This window comes from Streptomyces sp. NPDC001515 (genome assembly GCF_053597115.1).
Genome location: NZ_JBSFHN010000011.1, coordinates 145284 through 161267 on the forward strand (window position 1 = coordinate 145284; position 15984 = coordinate 161267).

At 74.0% G+C, this 15984-nt stretch carries 12 protein-coding genes; 10 read left to right on the top strand and 2 right to left on the bottom strand.

Going from position 1 to position 15984, the window contains the following annotated elements; translation table 11 throughout:
- Positions 1-63 precede the first annotated feature (63 nt).
- The 3 genes from ACWCXC_RS14455 to hemW all read left to right on the top strand — a co-directional run bounded on the left by ACWCXC_RS14455 (position 64) and on the right by hemW (position 5496).
- Positions 64-1953, top strand: coding sequence for an AMP-dependent synthetase/ligase (locus ACWCXC_RS14455; protein ID WP_450680150.1), 1890 nt, complete (start codon positions 64-66; stop codon positions 1951-1953).
- A gap of 336 nt (positions 1954-2289) precedes the next feature.
- Positions 2290-4188 carry a SpoIIE family protein phosphatase gene (locus ACWCXC_RS14460; RefSeq protein WP_450680229.1) on the top strand — a complete coding sequence of 633 codons (1899 nt, stop codon included), beginning with the start codon at positions 2290-2292 and terminating at the stop codon, positions 4186-4188.
- 66 nt (positions 4189-4254) lie between these two features.
- Positions 4255-5496 carry a radical SAM family heme chaperone HemW gene (hemW, locus tag ACWCXC_RS14465; protein ID WP_450680149.1) on the top strand — a complete coding sequence of 414 codons (1242 nt, stop codon included), beginning with the start codon at positions 4255-4257 and terminating at the stop codon, positions 5494-5496.
- Between the two features lie 34 nt (positions 5497-5530).
- Here hemW and ACWCXC_RS14470 read toward each other — a convergent pair whose 3' ends face one another.
- Positions 5531-6352 carry a DUF3097 domain-containing protein gene (locus ACWCXC_RS14470; RefSeq protein WP_450888904.1) on the bottom strand — a complete coding sequence of 274 codons (822 nt, stop codon included), beginning with the start codon at positions 6350-6352 and terminating at the stop codon, positions 5531-5533.
- A 171-nt stretch (positions 6353-6523) separates the two neighbouring features.
- Positions 6524-7255, bottom strand: coding sequence for an MBL fold metallo-hydrolase (locus ACWCXC_RS14475; RefSeq protein WP_450680147.1), 732 nt, complete (start codon positions 7253-7255; stop codon positions 6524-6526).
- A 185-nt stretch (positions 7256-7440) separates the two neighbouring features.
- Between ACWCXC_RS14475 and hrcA the strand changes: the two genes are divergently transcribed.
- From hrcA to ACWCXC_RS14510, 7 genes are all read left to right on the top strand, one after another.
- On the top strand, positions 7441-8457 hold the full coding sequence (hrcA, locus tag ACWCXC_RS14480; RefSeq protein WP_450680146.1) for a heat-inducible transcriptional repressor HrcA: 1017 nt from the start codon (positions 7441-7443) through the stop codon (positions 8455-8457).
- Positions 8458-9594, top strand: coding sequence for a molecular chaperone DnaJ (gene dnaJ / locus ACWCXC_RS14485; protein WP_450680145.1), 1137 nt, complete (start codon positions 8458-8460; stop codon positions 9592-9594).
- Positions 9595-9711: 117 nt separating this feature from the next.
- Positions 9712-10785, top strand: coding sequence for a nitronate monooxygenase (locus ACWCXC_RS14490; RefSeq protein WP_450680144.1), 1074 nt, complete (start codon positions 9712-9714; stop codon positions 10783-10785).
- Positions 10782-11528, top strand: coding sequence for a 16S rRNA (uracil(1498)-N(3))-methyltransferase (locus tag ACWCXC_RS14495; protein ID WP_450888907.1), 747 nt, complete (start codon positions 10782-10784; stop codon positions 11526-11528). Before ACWCXC_RS14490 ends, ACWCXC_RS14495 begins: the two co-directional genes overlap by 4 nt.
- A gap of 104 nt (positions 11529-11632) precedes the next feature.
- The gene (locus ACWCXC_RS14500) at positions 11633-12184 is read left to right on the top strand and encodes a hypothetical protein (RefSeq protein WP_450680142.1); all 552 of its coding nucleotides are present in this window, start codon (positions 11633-11635) and stop codon (positions 12182-12184) included.
- 79 nt (positions 12185-12263) lie between these two features.
- A complete protein-coding gene (locus tag ACWCXC_RS14505) occupies positions 12264-15476 on the top strand; it encodes a S41 family peptidase (protein WP_450888910.1) in 3213 nt (1070 codons plus the stop codon).
- Positions 15477-15616: 140 nt separating this feature from the next.
- Positions 15617-15976, top strand: coding sequence for a histidine triad nucleotide-binding protein (locus tag ACWCXC_RS14510; RefSeq protein WP_450888912.1), 360 nt, complete (start codon positions 15617-15619; stop codon positions 15974-15976).
- The last annotated feature ends 8 nt before the right edge of the window (positions 15977-15984 follow it).

A 15984-nucleotide genomic window follows, 5' to 3' on the forward strand; every position in this document is an offset into this window, starting at 1 on the left:
GCGGAGAGCAAGCCGCAGCCAGCAGCCGGTCGTGAAGCACTGCCGTAGGCCCGGAGGGATGTCGTGAGCGACACACAGACCATGATCGAGAACCGTCCGCCGTCCGTGGCGACCCTCTTCATCGACCGGGTGGCCGCCACCCCGGACGCGGAGGCCTACCGCTACCCCGTCCCGTCGGCCACCGGCGAGGGCCCCGATGCCTGGCGCTCGCTCAGCTGGGCCGAGGCCGCCGAGCGCGTCTACGCCGTCGCGGCCGGGCTGATCGCGCTGGGCGTCCGCCCGGAGGAGCGCGTCGCGCTCGCCTCCAGCACCCGGGTCGAGTGGATCCTCGCCGACCTCGGCGTCATGTGCGCGGGCGCCGCGACCACCACGGTCTACCCGTCCACCAACGCCGACGAGTCCGCGTTCATCCTCTCCGACTCCGAGAGCCGGGTCCTCATCGCCGAGGACGCCACCCAGCTCGCCAAGGCCCGCGAGCGCCGCGCCGAGCTGCCCGCCCTCTCCCACGTCGTCGTCATCGACGCCGAGGGCGTGGAACCGGCCGAGGGCGACCCGGAGGGCTGGGTGCTCACCCTGGCCGAGCTGGAGGCGCTGGGCAACGAGCACCTGGCCGAGCACCCGGACGCCATCAAGGCGCGGGTCGGGGCGATCACCTCCGACCAGCTCGCCACCCTCATCTACACCTCCGGCACCACCGGCCGCCCCAAGGGCGTGCGGCTGCCGCACGACAACTGGTCGTACATGGCCAAGGCCACCGTCGCCACCGGGCTGATCACCAAGGACGACGTCCAGTACCTCTGGCTGCCGCTCGCCCACGTCTTCGGCAAGGTGCTCACCTCCGGCCAGATCGAGGTCGGCCACGTCACCGCCGTCGACGGCCGGGTCGACAAGATCATCGAGAATCTGCCCGTCGTCCAGCCGACCTACATGGCGGCCGTGCCGCGCATCTTCGAGAAGGTCTACAACGGCGTCGCGGCCAAGGCCCGCGCCGGCGGCGGGGCCAAGTACAAGATCTTCCAGTGGGCGGCAGGCGTCGCCCGCGAGTACGCCCGGGTCTCCCAGGACAACTTCCGGCGCACCGGCACCGCCTCCGTCCCCTTCGGGCTCGGCGCCAAGCACAAGGTCGCCGACACCCTCGTCTACGCCAAGATCCGCGAGGCATTCGGCGGCCGGCTCCGCGCCTGCGTCTCCGGCTCCGCCGCGCTCGCCCCCGACATCGGCTTCTTCTTCGCCGGCGCCGGCATCCACATCCTGGAGGGCTACGGCCTCACGGAGTCCAGCGCCGCCTCCTTCGTCAACCCCGGCGAGGCCTACCGCACCGGCACCGTCGGCAAGCCGCTCCCCGGCACCGAGGTCCGGATCGCGGACGACGGCGAGATCCTGCTGCGCGGCCCCGGCATCATGCAGGGCTACCAGGGCCTGCCCGACAAGACGGCCGAGGTGCTGGAGGCCGACGGCTGGTTCCACACCGGCGACATCGGCGAACTGTCCGTGGACGGCTATCTGCGGATCACCGACCGCAAGAAGGACCTCATCAAGACCTCCGGCGGCAAGTACATCGCGCCCGCCGAGGTCGAGGGCCAGTTCAAGGCCGTCTGCCCGTTCGTCTCCAACATCCTGGTGCACGGCGCCGACCGGAACTTCTGCACCGCGCTGATCGCCCTCGACGAGCCCACCATCCTCGGCTGGGCCGCCGAGAACGGCATGGAGGGCAAGGCGTACGCCGACGTCGTGGCGTCCCCGAAGACCGTCGAGCTGATCGACGGCTACGTCAAGCGCCTCAACGAGGGACTCCAGCGCTGGCAGACCATCAAGAAGTTCCGGCTGCTCCCGCGCGACCTCGACATCGAGCACGGCGAGGTCACGCCCAGCCTCAAGCTGAAGAGGCCCGTCGTCGAGCGCACCTACAAGGACCTGATCGACGAGATGTACGCGGGGTCGCGCGAGGCCTGAGAAGGGGGCGCGCGTGGCCCCGGAACGGGGGCGCGCGTGGCCCGGGAATGGTTCCCGCGTGGCCCGGAAACGGCTCCGCGCGGTCCCCTGCCAACGGCTCCGCTCCACGCCCCCACCGGCCCGGCGCGCATTGTGCGCCGGGCCGGTGCGCCGGAGTGCGCCGCGCGGCAATTCCGTAACTCGTCGCGTATGCCAGGAGCCGATCTGTCACTCTGTCCGTGTCGTCGTCGGTCCTGGGCCGGCTGCCGCGAGCCCTCCCACGGCCCGCGGCACCGCCCGAACGGAGAACAGACAGAGCGAGAACAGGTCAGGAGCCGCCCTGTGGGGTCCATTCCCTTGCAGCGGGACATCGTGGAGCATTCCGGAGCCGCCGGCCCGGCCGGCGGGGGACAGCCGGTCGCCCGGACGAGTCTTCCCGGGAACCTGCTGGCGCCCGCGGCGGCCCGGCGCTTCGTCGCCGCCGCGCTCGCCGAATGGAGCGGGCTCGGACTCCCCGCGGCCGTCGGCTTCAGCGAGCGGCTGTCCGACGACGCGGCGGTCGTCGTCAGCGAACTCGTCACCAACGCCGTCGTGCACGCCGGAACCACCGTCGAACTGCTCTTCCGGCTGGAGGAGGCCACCGACGAGGAGGCGTCCGCCCTGGTCCTGGAGGTCTCCGACCACCACCCCACCCGCGCCGTGCGCAGCGACCGCGCCGAGAACGCCGGGGCGGCCGGCGCCCCGGGCGAGCCCGCCGAATACGGACGCGGACTGGAACTGGTCGCCACCCTCGCCGAACGCTGGGGCATCACCTACCGCACCGGCCTCAAGACCGTCTGGGCCCGGCTCCCCGTCGACGACTGGAACCCCTTCCCCGACAACCGCCCCGAATCCGGCTTCCCGCAGGGGCTGCGCGCCGCCGAACTGCTCGCCCCCACCGCCCGCCGCGCCCTGCGCGACGACGCGGACTGGGCCGGCCGGGGCGCGCTCTCGTTCCTCGCCGAGGCATCGGACCTGCTGGCCGGACAGCTCGACGAGGACATCGTCGCCTCGCTCGCCGGACAGTTACTGGTCCCCAGGCTCGCGGACTGGTGCGCGATCTGGCTGGAACCGGAGAGCGGCGGCCGGGCCGCCGTCCCCCGCCTGGCCAAGGTGTGGCACATCGACGAGTCCCGCATCCCGGGCCTGCGCGCCCAACTGGAGCACGACCCGCTGCGCCTGCCGGAACGGGTCGGGACCGGCCCCGTCTCCATGCCCTGGCCCGGCAGCGGCGAGGAGGACGGCGGCAAGCCCGGCCAGGGCGTCGCCCTCGCCTACCGGATCACCTCCGGCGGCCGCACCCTGGGCGCCGTCTACCTCGGCCGCGAGGGCATCGTCCGGGTCCCCGACGAGGCCATCGCGCTGATCGAGGACTTCGTCCGCCGGGTCGGCCTCGCCGTCGGCGCCGCCCGCGCGTACACCCGCCAGGCCACCATCAGCCGCATCCTCCAGCGCGGACTGCTGCCCAGCAAGGTCGCCGAGATACCGGGAGTGGCCAGCTCCCTCGTCTACGAGCCCAGCGACGACGGGGTGGTCGGCGGCGACTTCTACGACATCTTCCCGTGCCCCGGCGACCGCTGGTGCTTCGTCCTCGGGGACGTCCAGGGCAGCGGCCCCGAGGCGGCCGTCGTCACCGGACTCGCCCGCCCCTGGCTGCGGCTGCTGGCCCGCGAGGGATTCCAGGCCGACGAGGTCCTGGTCCGGCTCAACCGGCTGCTCCTCGACGACGCGATGGAGGCCGCCGAGGCCGCCGCGCTCATGGTCGCCGCCGCCGGCGGCCAGCACTCGGCGGACACCGGGCAGTCCCGGTTCCTCTCCCTGCTCTACGGGGAGCTGGTCCCGCTGCCCGGCGGCGGGGCCCGCTGCACCCTGGTCAGCGCCGGACATCCGCTGCCGCTGCTGCTGCGCCCCGACGGCACGGTCCGCCCGGCCGCGGAACCGCAGCTGCTCCTCGGGGTGATGGACGACGCCGTCTACGAGACCCAGAGCTTCGAGCTGGCCCCCGGCGACAGCCTGCTCTGCGTCACCGACGGGGTGACCGAGCGGCGCTCGGGGCCGCTGATGTTCGACGACGGGGACGGGCTCGCGCGGGCGCTCTCCGGATGCGCGGGGCTGGACGCCGAGGGCATCGCGGACCGGATCAAGAACGCCGTGCACGCCTTCGCCGAACGGCCGCCGGACGACGATCTGGCCCTGCTGGTCCTCCAGGCCGAATAGCCGGCCCACGTGGCGTCCCGGTCGGCCGGGCGGCCGTGGCGTCCGTTCGCCGGGCGGCGCGCGACAATGGGCGGTATGCCTTCCGTACTGCCCGATGGTGAACCCGTGCCCGACGACGGGGCGCTGCCCCGCCACGCCCTGGAAGGCGCCGCAGACCGCCCGCTCGGCTTCTACCTGCACGTGCCCTACTGCGCGACCCGCTGCGGCTACTGCGACTTCAACACCTACACCGCCACCGAGCTGCGCGGCTCCGGCGGGGCGCTGGCCTCCCGCGACAACTACGCCGCCCATCTCGTCGGGGAGGTCCGCCGGGCCCGCGAGGTCCTGGGCGACGACCCCCGCACGGTCCGCACGGTCTTCGTCGGCGGCGGCACCCCGACCCTGCTGGCCGCGGCCGACCTGGTGCGGATGCTGGCCGCGATCCGGGACGAGTTCGGCCTCGCGGACGACGCGGAGATCACCACCGAGGCCAACCCCGAGTCGGTCGGCCCCGCCTACCTCGCGGAGCTGCGCGAGGGCGGCTTCAACCGGATCTCCTTCGGCATGCAGAGCGCCCGCCGGCACGTCCTGAAGATCCTCGACCGCACCCACACCCCCGGCAGGCCCGAGGCGTGCGTCGCGGAGGCGAGGGCAGCAGGCTTCGACCACATCAACCTCGACCTGATCTACGGCACGCCCGGCGAGTCCGACGACGACTGGCGCGCCTCCCTCGACGCGGCGATCGGCGCCGGCCCCGACCACGTCTCGGCGTACGCGCTGATCGTGGAGGAGGGCACCCAGCTGGCCCGCCGGATCAGGCGCGGCGAGATCCCCATGACGGACGACGACGCCCACGCCGACCGCTACCTCATCGCCGACGAGGTGCTGGCCGCGGCAGGCTACTCCTGGTACGAGGTGTCGAACTGGTCCCGGACGCCCGAGGGCCGCTGCCTGCACAACGAGCTGTACTGGCGCGGCGCCGACTGGTGGGGCGCCGGCCCCGGCGCGCACAGCCACGTCGGCGGAGTGCGCTGGTGGAACGTCAAGCACCCCGGGGCGTACGCGCAGGCGCTGGCCGAGGGGCGCTCGCCCGGCGCCGGCCGTGAGGTCCTCTCCGACGAGGACCGGCGCGTCGAGCGCATCCTGCTGGAGCTGCGGCTCGTCGACGGCTGCCCGCTCTCCCTGCTCGCCCCGGCCGGACTCGCCGCGTCCGCCCGCGCCGTGGACGACGGCCTGCTGGAGCCGGGACCGTACGGGGAGGGGCGCGCGGTGCTCACGCTGCGCGGGCGGCTCCTGGCGGACGCGGTGGTGCGGGACCTGGTGGACTGAGCCCCCGGGGCCCGCACCCGCCCCGGCAGGGCGCCTACTCGGCGGGGGCGGTCACGAAGTCGATCAGGTGCTCCACCCGCCCCAGCAGCTCCGGCTCCAGGTCCTTGTAGGAGCGCACCTTCGACAGGATGTGCTGCCAGGCCGCGCCCGTGTTCTCCGGCCAGCCCAGCGCCCGGCAGACGCCCGTCTTCCAGTCCTGGCCGCGCGGGACGCGGGGCCAGCCGGGGATCCCCAGCGAGGAGGGCTTCACCGCCTCCCAGACGTCGATGTACGGATGGCCGACCACCAGCACGTTCGCGTCGGTCACCTCGGCCGCGATGCGGGACTCCTTGGAGCCCGGGACCAGATGGTCGACCAGGACCCCGAGCCGGGCGTCGGGCGCCGGCGCGAACGCCCGGACGATCGCGGGGAGATCGTCGACGCCCTCCAGGTACTCGACGACCACGCCCTCGATCCGCAGGTCGTCGCCCCAGACCCGCTCCACCAGCTCGGCGTCGTGCCGGCCCTCCACGTAGATCCGCCCGGCGCGTGCCACCCGCGCCCGCGCGCCGGGCACCGCCACCGAGCCCGACGCCGTCCGCGCCGGGCGCGCCGGACCCCCGGCCGCCGGGCGCACCAGCGTGACGACGCGCCCCTCCAGCAGGAAGCCGCGCGGCGCCATCGGGAAGACCCGGTGCTTGCCGAACCGGTCCTCCAGGGTCACGGTCGGCCCCTCGGCGGTCTTCTCGCAGCGGATCACCGCACCGCAGAAGCCGGTGGCGACCTCCTCCACGACCAGATCGGGATCGGCGGGCACCTCGGGCACGGGGGCGGACCGCTTCCACGGCGGGGTCAGGTCCGGCTGGTAGCTGCGCATCGCACGACGATAAGCGGCGAGCGCCCCGGGGACCCGCCTTTCGGCCGCCCGCCGGACCCGCCGCCCCCCGAACCGGGCGCGCCCGCCGTCCGGACGCACGCCGGCCCGCCGCGCGCCGGATCGTGGTCCCGCCCCGCGGATTCACCCCGAACCCGGTCCCGCCCCGCGGATTCACCCCGGGCCCGGCACGCCGAACCGCCGGGCCAGCCCGTCCCGCTGCGCCCGGACGAACGCGGCGTCCACCACGGCCCCGTGCCCCGGCACGTAGCGGGCGTCCTCGCCGCCCAGCTCCAGCAGCCGGTCCAGGGAGGCCGGCCAGCGCGCGGGGGAGGCGTCCGGGCCCGCCTGCGGCTCGCCCGACTCCTCGACGAGGTCGCCGCAGTACACGACCGGGGGAGCCCCGGGCACCAGGACCGCCAGGTCGTGGCCGCTGTGCGCCGCGCCGAGATCGACCAGCAGCACCTCGCGCCCACCGCCCAGATCGAGCACCGACGCGCCCGCCACCTCGTGGTCCGGGACCACCAGCGCTTCGGCGGACTCGGCCGCCTCCCGCTCCGGGAGCCCGTGGGCCACGGCGTCGGCGCGCAGCTCCCCGGCCCCGGTCCGCAGCAGCGCGGCGGCGCCGGCCGCCGCGTACACCTGTGCGCCGGGGAACGCGGCCGTGCCGAAGACGTGATCGAAATGGGGGTGGCTGAGTGCGATATGCGTCACCTTCCGGCCCAGCATCGCCCGTGCCTGGGCACGTACCTCGGCGGCTTCGCGGAGTGACGAGCCGGTGTCGCAGAGCAGCACTCCGTCGGCCCCGGCCACCAGGAGCACGGTCGCGTCCCACACCGGAAGGCGTCGCCGCCCCACTCCGTGTCCGAGCCGCTCCCAGCCGAACTCTTCCCAAGAGGCGTCCATACCGCGACGCTATCGGCAACGACCTGCGCGATCCCGGGGTAGCGTGGCCGGTCGCCCTTGCTAGGGGGCCACCCCGTCGCCGTACACTGACCGGGGCAGGGCTGGCACTCGTCCGCACAGAGTGCCAGGAACGGGCCCGGGAACGGCCCGAGAACGACCGAGGTACACAGCTGGAGGTGTGCGCGATGCTCAGCGAACGCAGACTCGAAGTGTTGCGCGCCATCGTCCAGGACTATGTCGGCACCGAGGAGCCCGTCGGCTCCAAGGCGCTCACCGAGCGGCACAAGCTGGGGGTCTCCCCGGCCACCGTGCGCAACGACATGGCGGTGCTGGAGGACGAGGGCTTCATCGCCCAGCCGCACACCAGTGCCGGGCGCATCCCCACGGACAAGGGCTACCGGCTCTTCGTCGACAAGCTCGCGGGCGTCAAGCCCCTCTCGTCGCCGGAGCGCCGCGCCATTCAGAACTTCCTCGACGGCGCGGTCGACCTCGACGACGTCGTGGGCCGCACCGTCCGGCTGCTCGCGCAGCTGACCCGGCAGGTCGCCGTCGTGCAGTACCCCTCGCTGACCCGTTCGACGGTGCGGCACGTGGAACTGCTCGCCCTGGCGCCCGCCCGGCTGATGCTCGTGCTGATCACGGACACCGGCCGGGTCGAACAGCGCATGGTGGACTGCCCCGCGCCGTTCGGCGAGACGCCGCTGGCCGATCTGCGGGCCCGGCTCAACAGCCGCGTGGTGGGGCGCCGTTTCGCGGACGTCCCGCAGCTGGTGCAGGACCTGCCGGAATCCTTCGAGAGCGAGGACCGGGGAACCGTGTCCACCGTGCTCTCGATCCTGCTCGAAACCCTCGTCGAGGAGACGGAGGAGCGGCTGATGATCGGCGGCACCTCCAACCTCACCCGCTTCGGACACGACTTCCCGGTGATGATCCGGCCGGTGCTGGAGGCACTGGAGGAGCAGGTCGTGCTGCTGAAGCTGCTCGGCGAGGCCAAGGACTCGGGCATGACCGTACGTATCGGGCACGAGAACGCCCACGAGGGGCTGAACTCCACGTCCGTCGTCGCGGTCGGCTACGGTTCGGGCGACGAGGCAGTCGCCAAACTCGGCGTGGTCGGACCGACCCGCATGGACTACCCCGGAACGATGGGAGCGGTACGCGCAGTGGCACGTTACGTCGGACAGATCCTGGCGGAGTCGTAAGTGGCCACGGACTACTACGCCGTACTCGGCGTACGCCGCGACGCGTCTCAGGACGAAATCAAGAAGGCCTTCCGGAGGCTCGCCCGCGAGCTGCACCCGGACGTGAACCCCGATCCGAAGACCCAGGAGCGGTTCAAGGAGATCAACGCCGCCTACGAGGTGCTGTCGGACGCCCAGAAGAAGCAGGTCTACGACCTCGGCGGCGACCCGCTGTCCGCCTCCGGCGGCGGCGGTGCGGGCGGCTTCGGACAGGGCGGCTTCGGCAACTTCTCCGACATCATGGACGCCTTCTTCGGCACGGCCTCGCAGCGCGGACCGCGCTCGCGCACCCGCCGGGGCCAGGACGCCATGATCCGGCTGGAGATCGACCTCTCCGAGGCGGCCTTCGGGACGACCAAGGACATCCAGGTCGACACCGCCGTCGTCTGTACGACGTGCAGCGGCGAGGGGGCGGCCCCCGGCACCTCCGCGCAGACCTGTGACATGTGCCGCGGCCGGGGTGAGGTCTCCCAGGTCACCCGGTCCTTCCTCGGCCAGGTCATGACCTCGCGCCCCTGCCCGCAGTGCCAGGGCTTCGGTACGGTCGTGCCGACCCCGTGCCCGGAGTGCGCCGGTGACGGCCGCATCCGCTCGCGGCGCACGCTCACCGTGAAGATCCCCGCCGGTGTCGACAACGGCACCCGCATCCAGCTCGCCGGCGAGGGCGAGGTCGGCCCCGGCGGCGGCCCGGCCGGTGACCTCTACGTCGAGATCCACGAGCTGCCGCACAGCGTCTTCCAGCGCCGCGGCGACGATCTGCACTGCACGGTCACCATCCCCATGACGGCGGCGGCCCTCGGCACCAAGGTGCCGCTGGAGACGCTGGACGGCCTGGAGGAGGTCGACATCCGGCCCGGCACCCAGTCCGGCCAGTCCGTCCCGCTGCACGGGCGCGGCGTCACGCATCTGCGCGGCGGCGGACGCGGCGACCTCATCGTGCACGTCGAGGTGACGACCCCGACCAAGCTCGACCCCGAGCAGGAGCGGCTGCTGCGCGAGCTGGCCAAGGTCCGTGGCGAGGAGCGGCCCACCGGGCAGTTCCAGCCCGGCCAGCAGGGCCTGTTCTCGCGCCTCAAGGACGCCTTCAACGGCCGCTAGGCCGGCCGGCCATATGGGGTGCGGGTCCGGTTTCGCCGGGCTCGTACCCCATGTGCCGACACATCACGGCCTCGGGGTGTGCGTCACGGGACGGGAAGGACATGACACGATGCGGTCATGTCCTCCGCACTGACCGATCTCTGCCGGTATCCGATCGTGCAGGCCCCCATGGCGGGGGGCGGAGCCTGTCCCCAGCTGGCCGCCGCCGTCGCCGAGGCGGGCGGGCTCGGCTTCCTGGCCGCCGGGTACAAGACGGCGGACGGGATGTACCACGAGATCACCCAGGTGCGCGGACTCACCTCCCAGCCCTTCGGCGTCAACCTCTTCATGCCGCAGCCCACGCTCACCGACCCGGCCGCCGTCGAGGTCTACCGGCAGCAGCTCGCGGGCGAGTCCACCTGGTACGAGACCCCGCTCGGCGACACCGACTCCTGCGGCGACGACGGCTACGAGGCCAAGCTCGCCATCCTGCTGGAGGACCCGGTCCCGGTCGTCTCCTTCACCTTCGGCTGCCCCTCCCGCGACACCCTCGACGCCTTCGCCGCGGCCGGCACGTACACCGTCGTCACCGTCACCACCCCCGAGGAGGCCCAGGCCGCGCAGTGGGCCGGGGCCGACGCCGTCTGCGCCCAGGGCGTCGAGGCGGGCGGCCACCAGTCCACGTTCCACGACGACCCGCAGACGGGCGGCGCCGGGACCGGGCTGCTCACCCTGGTCGCCCAGGTCCGCGAGACCGTGCAGATACCGGTCATCGCCGCCGGCGGACTGATGCGCGGCGCGCAGATCGCCGCCGTGCTCGCGGCCGGCGCCGACGCCGCGCAGCTCGGCACCGCCTTCCTGCCCTGCCCCGAGTCCGGCGCCCCCGTGCTGCACAAACAGGCCCTCACCAACCCGCTGTTCACGCGCACCGTCCTGACCCGGGCCTTCTCCGGCCGCCCGGCCCGCGGCCTGGTCAACCGCTTCGTGCGCGAGCACGGACCGTACGCCCCCGCCGCCTATCCGCAGGTCCACCATCTGACCGCGCCGCTGCGCAAGGCGGCCGCCCGCACGGGGGACGCCCAGGGCATGGCACTGTGGGCCGGTCAGGGCCACCGGATGGTCCGCGAGATGGCGGCCGGCCGGCTGGTCCGCCTGCTCGCCGAGGAACTGGACGCCGCACGCACGGCGTTGAGCACGAGGAGCACACCGTGACGGCACCCGTCTTCGTCGTCGACCAGCTGCCGCAGAGCCCCGGATTCGTTCTGGACGGCCCCGAGGGCCGGCACGCCGTGTCGGTGAAGCGTCTGCACGCGGGGGAGGACGTCGTCCTCACCGACGGCCGGGGCCGCTGGGCCGAGGGCGTCGTCACCGCCGCCGAGGGCAAGGACCGGCTGACCCTCGGAGGTCTGGAGACCGTCCACGAGGAGCCGCCGCCCGGCGTGCGCATCACCGTCGTCCAGGCCCTGCCCAAGGGCGACCGGGGCGAACTGGCCGTCGAGACCATGACGGAGACCGGCGTCGACGCGATCGTGCCCTGGCAGGCCGCCCGCTGCATCACCCAGTGGAAGGGCGAACGGGGCCTGAAGTCGCTGGCCAAATGGCGCGCCACGGCCCGCGAGGCGGGGAAGCAGTCCCGCCGGGTCCGCTTCCCGGACGTCGCGGACGCGGCGACGACCCGCCAGGTTGCCGCACTTCTGGCCACCGCCGACTTCGCCGCCGTCCTGCACGAGGACCGCGCCTACCCCAGCGAGCCGCTGGCCACCGTCCCGCTGCCCGCCGAGGGCGAGATCGTGCTGGTCGTGGGCCCGGAGGGCGGTGTCTCACCGGAGGAACTGGCCGTGTTCGCCGAGGCCGGGGCACGGGCCTGCCGGCTCGGCCGGAGCGTGCTGCGCACCTCCACGGCGGGCACCGCGGCCACCGCGTTGCTGCTGGGACGCACGGGCCGCTGGTCATGAGGGGTGGCGCGCGCACCCCGCACGGGTGAATCGGCGTCCCCTTCAGGGGGGTTGTGGCCGCAAGCGGTCTACCGCTCCGTCAGGAGCGGTGGGAAGCTGCCCGTATGGGGACATCAAGGGCATGGGGTCGCCGAGCGACCCGTCGCTTTCCGGCCGCCTTCGCTCTGGCCGCCGCAGCCGTCGCGGGCCTCACCGCCTGCGAACCGGCGAACGGACTGAACACCGCGTCCATCGCCGTGACCACCGACAGCACCGCCACCCGCGCCCTGGAGCACGAGGGCGTCCACGTGCAGTGGCTGAGCTGCACCGCCTCCACCGACGGGGGAGACGGCGGCCCGGGTTCACCGAGCGCGTCCGTCCAGCGCGTCGCCTCCGTGGACTGCAACGGCCGCACCAAGGAGGGACAGGACATCAGCGTCAGCGGACGGGTCGACCGCGAGGTCGAAGGCCGGTGCGTCCGGGGCGACATGACGGCGAAGTCCGCCGGGCGCACGGTCTTCCGGGCCAGCCTCCTCGGCAACTGCTCCGCCCCGCCCTCCACCCGCGCCCCGGCCGGCCTCATCGGCGGCGGCAGCGGCAGCGGTGGCAGCGGTGGCGGAGCCCGGCCGACGGTCACCGTGACCGTCACGGTCACCGAACATCCCCAGGGCAAATGACCGGACCGTCCCCCGCAGGGAGGGCGGACTCCGGCCAACCCCGTTCCGCCCGCCGGGGCGGAGACCTAGGCTGATCGTCGTGACACAGCCTTCCTACCTCCGGTATCCCCATGTCCAGGGCAATCTGATCGCCTTCACCGCCGAGGACGATGTCTGGCTCGCCCCACTGGACGGCGGTCGCGCCTGGCGGGTCAGCGCCGACAACCGCCCCGTCACCCAGCCGCGCATATCGCCCGACGGCACCCTGGTCGCCTGGACGTCCACCCGGGACGGAGCGCCCGAGGTGCACGTCGCACCCGTCGACGGCGGGCCCGCCCGCCGGCTGACCCACTGGGGCGACAGCCGGACCACCGTCCGGGGCTGGACACCCGACGGAGAGGTGCTGGTCACCAGCACCCAGGGCCAGGTCTCGTCGCGCCGCACCTGGGCACGGGCCGTCCCGGTCGACGGAGGTCCCGCCCGCACCCTGCCGTACGGACCGGTCGGCTCCCTGGCGTACGGGCCCGGCGGACGCGTCCTGCTGCTCTCGGCCACCATGGGGCGCGAGGCCGCCACCTGGAAGCGCTACCGGGGCGGCACGGCCGGCAAGCTGTGGCTGGCGACGGAGGAGGACCCGGCGGAGTTCGTCCGGATCCACGACGGCCTCGACGGCAACATCGAATGCCCGATGTGGGTCGGCGGCCGCCTCGCGTTCCTCTCCGACCACGAGGGCGTCGGCGCCCTCTACTCCTCCCTCCCCGACGGCACCGACCTGCGCCGCCACACCGGCACCGACGGCTTCTACGCCCGGCAGGCCACCACCGACGGCACCCGCGTCGCCTACGCCTCCGTCGGTGAACTGTGGCTCCTGGACGACCTCGACGGCGCCGAACCGCGCCGCGCCGACATCCGGCTCGGCGGCCAGCGCGCCGACCTCCAGCCGCACCCCGTGCACGCCGGCAGCCATCTGAGCGCCGCCTCCCCGGACCGCACCGGCCGGGGCAGCGCCGTCGGCTCCCGGGGCGCCGTCCACTGGGTCACCCACCGCGAGGGCCCGGCCCGCGCGCTGGCCGCCGAACCCGGAGTCCGGGCCAGGCTGCCGCACACCTTCCAGGCCGACGGCGACCAGCACGTCGTCTGGGTCACCGACGCCGAGGGCGACGACGCGCTGGAGTGCGCGCCCGCCACCGGCACGGCCCCGGGCGCCCTCCCCCGCCGCCTCGCCGCGGGCCGGATCGGCCGGGTCCTGGACCTCGCGCCCGCCCCCGACGGCAGCCGGTTCGCCGTCGCCGCCCACGACGGCCGCGTCCTGATCGTCGAACGGGAGAGCGGCGAGGTCCACGAGGTGGACCGCAGCGAGCACGGCGACGTCTCCGGGCTGGTCTTCTCGCCCGACTCCGCCTGGCTCGCCTGGTCGCACCCCGGGCCCGAACCGCTCGCCCAGATCAAGCTGGCCCACCTCGCCGACCTCTCGGTCTCCGAGGCCACCCCGCTGCGTTTCCGGGACTTCGCCCCCGCCTTCACCACCGACGGCAAGCACCTGGCGTTCCTCTCCGAGCGGGCCTTCGACCCGATCTACGACTCGCACGTCTTCGACCTGGCGTTCATCGGCACCTGCCGGCCGCACCTGCTGACGCTCGCCGCGACCACCCCCTCCCCGTTCGGACCGCAGCTCCACGGCCGGCCGACCGAGAAGGAGAAGGGCGGCGACGGCGAGGACAACCCCACCGCGCTCCCCGTCACCCGCATCGACCTCGACGGACTCGCCGACCGGATCGTCCCGCTGCCCGTCGAGGCCGGCAGCTACTCCTCGCTGAAGGCCGCCAGGGACGGACTGCTCTGGCTGCGCCACCCCGTCGTCGGCGTCCTCGGCACCAGCGCCGCCGGCCCCGACTCCCACCAGCCCGAGACCGTCCTGGAGCGCTACGACCTGGAGAAACCGCGCTGCGAGGAACTGGCCTCCGACATCCGCCGGTTCGCCGTCAGCGGCGACGGCAAGCGGCTGGTCCTGCACAGCCGGGGGCGGCTCCGCGTCGTGCCGTCCGACAGCCGGGTGTCCGGCGACGACGACCACGACAGCGACGGCAACGTCGTCGTCGACCTCTCCCGGATCCGCCGGACCCTCGACCCGGCCGCCGAATGGCGCCAGATGTACGCCGAGGCCGGCCGCGTCATGCGGGACAACTACTGGCGGCCCGACATGGGCGGCGTCGACTGGGACGGCGTCCTGGACCGCTACCGCCCGGTCCTGGACCGGGTCGCCACCCACGACGACCTGATCGACCTGCTCTGGGAGGTCCAGGGCGAACTCGGCACCTCGCACGCCTACGTCACCCCGCCCGGCGGCTGGCGCGACGACGCGGCCCGCCAGGGGCTGCTCGGCGCCGACCTCTCCCGCGCGGACGACGGAAGCTGGCGGATCGACCGCATCCTGCCCTCCGAGACCTCCGACCCCGAGGCCCGCTCCCCGCTCGCCGCGCCCGGCGTCGCGGTCCGGCCCGGCGACGCGATCACGGCCGTCGACGGCCAGGCCGTCGACCCGCTCACCGGACCCGCCCCGCTGCTGGCCGGTTCGGCGGGCAAGCCGGTCGAGCTGACCGTCTCCCCGGCCGACGGCGGGGACCCCCGCCGTGTCGTCGTCGTCCCGATCGCCGACGAGGAGGCCCTGCGCTACCACGCCTGGGTCGCCGACCGCCGCCGCCATGTGCACGAGCGGTCCGGCGGACGCCTCGGCTACCTCCACGTCCCCGACATGGTCGGCTCCGGCTGGGCCCAGATCCACCGCGACCTGCGGACCGAGGTGGCCCGCGAGGGCCTGGTGGTGGACGTCCGGGAGAACCGGGGCGGCCACACCTCGCAGCTGGTCGTCGAGAAGCTGGCCCGCCGCATCGTCGGCTGGGACCTGCCCCGGGGCATGCGCCCCACCAGCTACCCGGGCGACGCCCCGCGCGGCCCGGTGGTGGCCGTGGCGAACGAGTTCTCCGGCTCGGACGGCGACATCGTGAACGCGGCGATCAAGGCGCTGGGCATCGGCCCCGTCGTCGGCGTCCGCACCTGGGGCGGGGTGGTGGGCATCGACAGCCGCTACCGGCTCGTCGACGGCACGCTGGTCACCCAGCCCAAGTACGCCTTCTGGCTGGAGGGGTACGGCTGGGGCGTGGAGAACCACGGCGTCGATCCCGACGTCGAGGTCGTCATGACACCGCAGGACCACGTGGCGGGCCGCGATCCGCAATTGGACGAGGCGATCCGGATCGCCCTGGAGTCGCTGAGCCGCACCCCGGCGAAGACGGCACCCGCCCTGCCGGAGTGAGCCGGGGCGGGCGGGCGCGCATGCGCCGCGGGGCGCCCCGCGCCCGCCCGCCCCGGCCGGGCCCGGGCGGCCCCGGGCGGCCGGCGCCCGCCCGCTAGGCTGCCCCGTAACGGATCACCGCGACCACAAGGAGCGTCCCCATGGCGGGAGAGCCGCAGCCCGACTGCCTGTTCTGCAAGATCGTCTCGGGGGAGATCCCGGCCACCATCGTCCGGGAGACCGACACCACGGTCGCCTTCCGCGACATCAACCCCCAGGCCCCCACGCACGTCCTCGTCATCCCGCGCCTGCACCACCCCGACGCGGCCTCCCTCGCCGCCGCCGAACCGCAGGTCCTCGCCGACGTCCTGCGCGAGGCCGGGAACGTGGCCGCCGGCGAGAAGATCGACGCCACCGGCTACCGGGTCGTGTTCAACACCGGCGCCGGAGCCGGACAGACCGTCTTCCACGCGCACGCCCACGTCCTGGGCGGTCGCGGCCTCCAGTGGCCCCCCGGCTAGAGAGGAAC

What these genes read in the sequence shown, in the direction of transcription:
- hemW (WP_450680149.1), top strand. Translation starts at nt 4,255, where the DNA reads ATGGGCGGTATGCCTTCCGTACTGCCCGATGGTGAACCCGTGCCCGAC.
- ACWCXC_RS14470 (WP_450888904.1), bottom strand. Translation starts at nt 6,352, where the DNA reads ATGCGCAGCTACCAGCCGGACCTGACCCCGCCGTGGAAGCGGTCCGCC.
- ACWCXC_RS14475 (WP_450680147.1), bottom strand. Translation starts at nt 7,255, where the DNA reads ATGGACGCCTCTTGGGAAGAGTTCGGCTGGGAGCGGCTCGGACACGGA.
- hrcA (WP_450680146.1), top strand. Translation starts at nt 7,441, where the DNA reads ATGCTCAGCGAACGCAGACTCGAAGTGTTGCGCGCCATCGTCCAGGAC.
- ACWCXC_RS14490 (WP_450680144.1), top strand. Translation starts at nt 9,712, where the DNA reads ATGTCCTCCGCACTGACCGATCTCTGCCGGTATCCGATCGTGCAGGCC.
- ACWCXC_RS14500 (WP_450680142.1), top strand. Translation starts at nt 11,633, where the DNA reads ATGGGGACATCAAGGGCATGGGGTCGCCGAGCGACCCGTCGCTTTCCG.
- ACWCXC_RS14510 (WP_450888912.1), top strand. Translation starts at nt 15,617, where the DNA reads ATGGCGGGAGAGCCGCAGCCCGACTGCCTGTTCTGCAAGATCGTCTCG.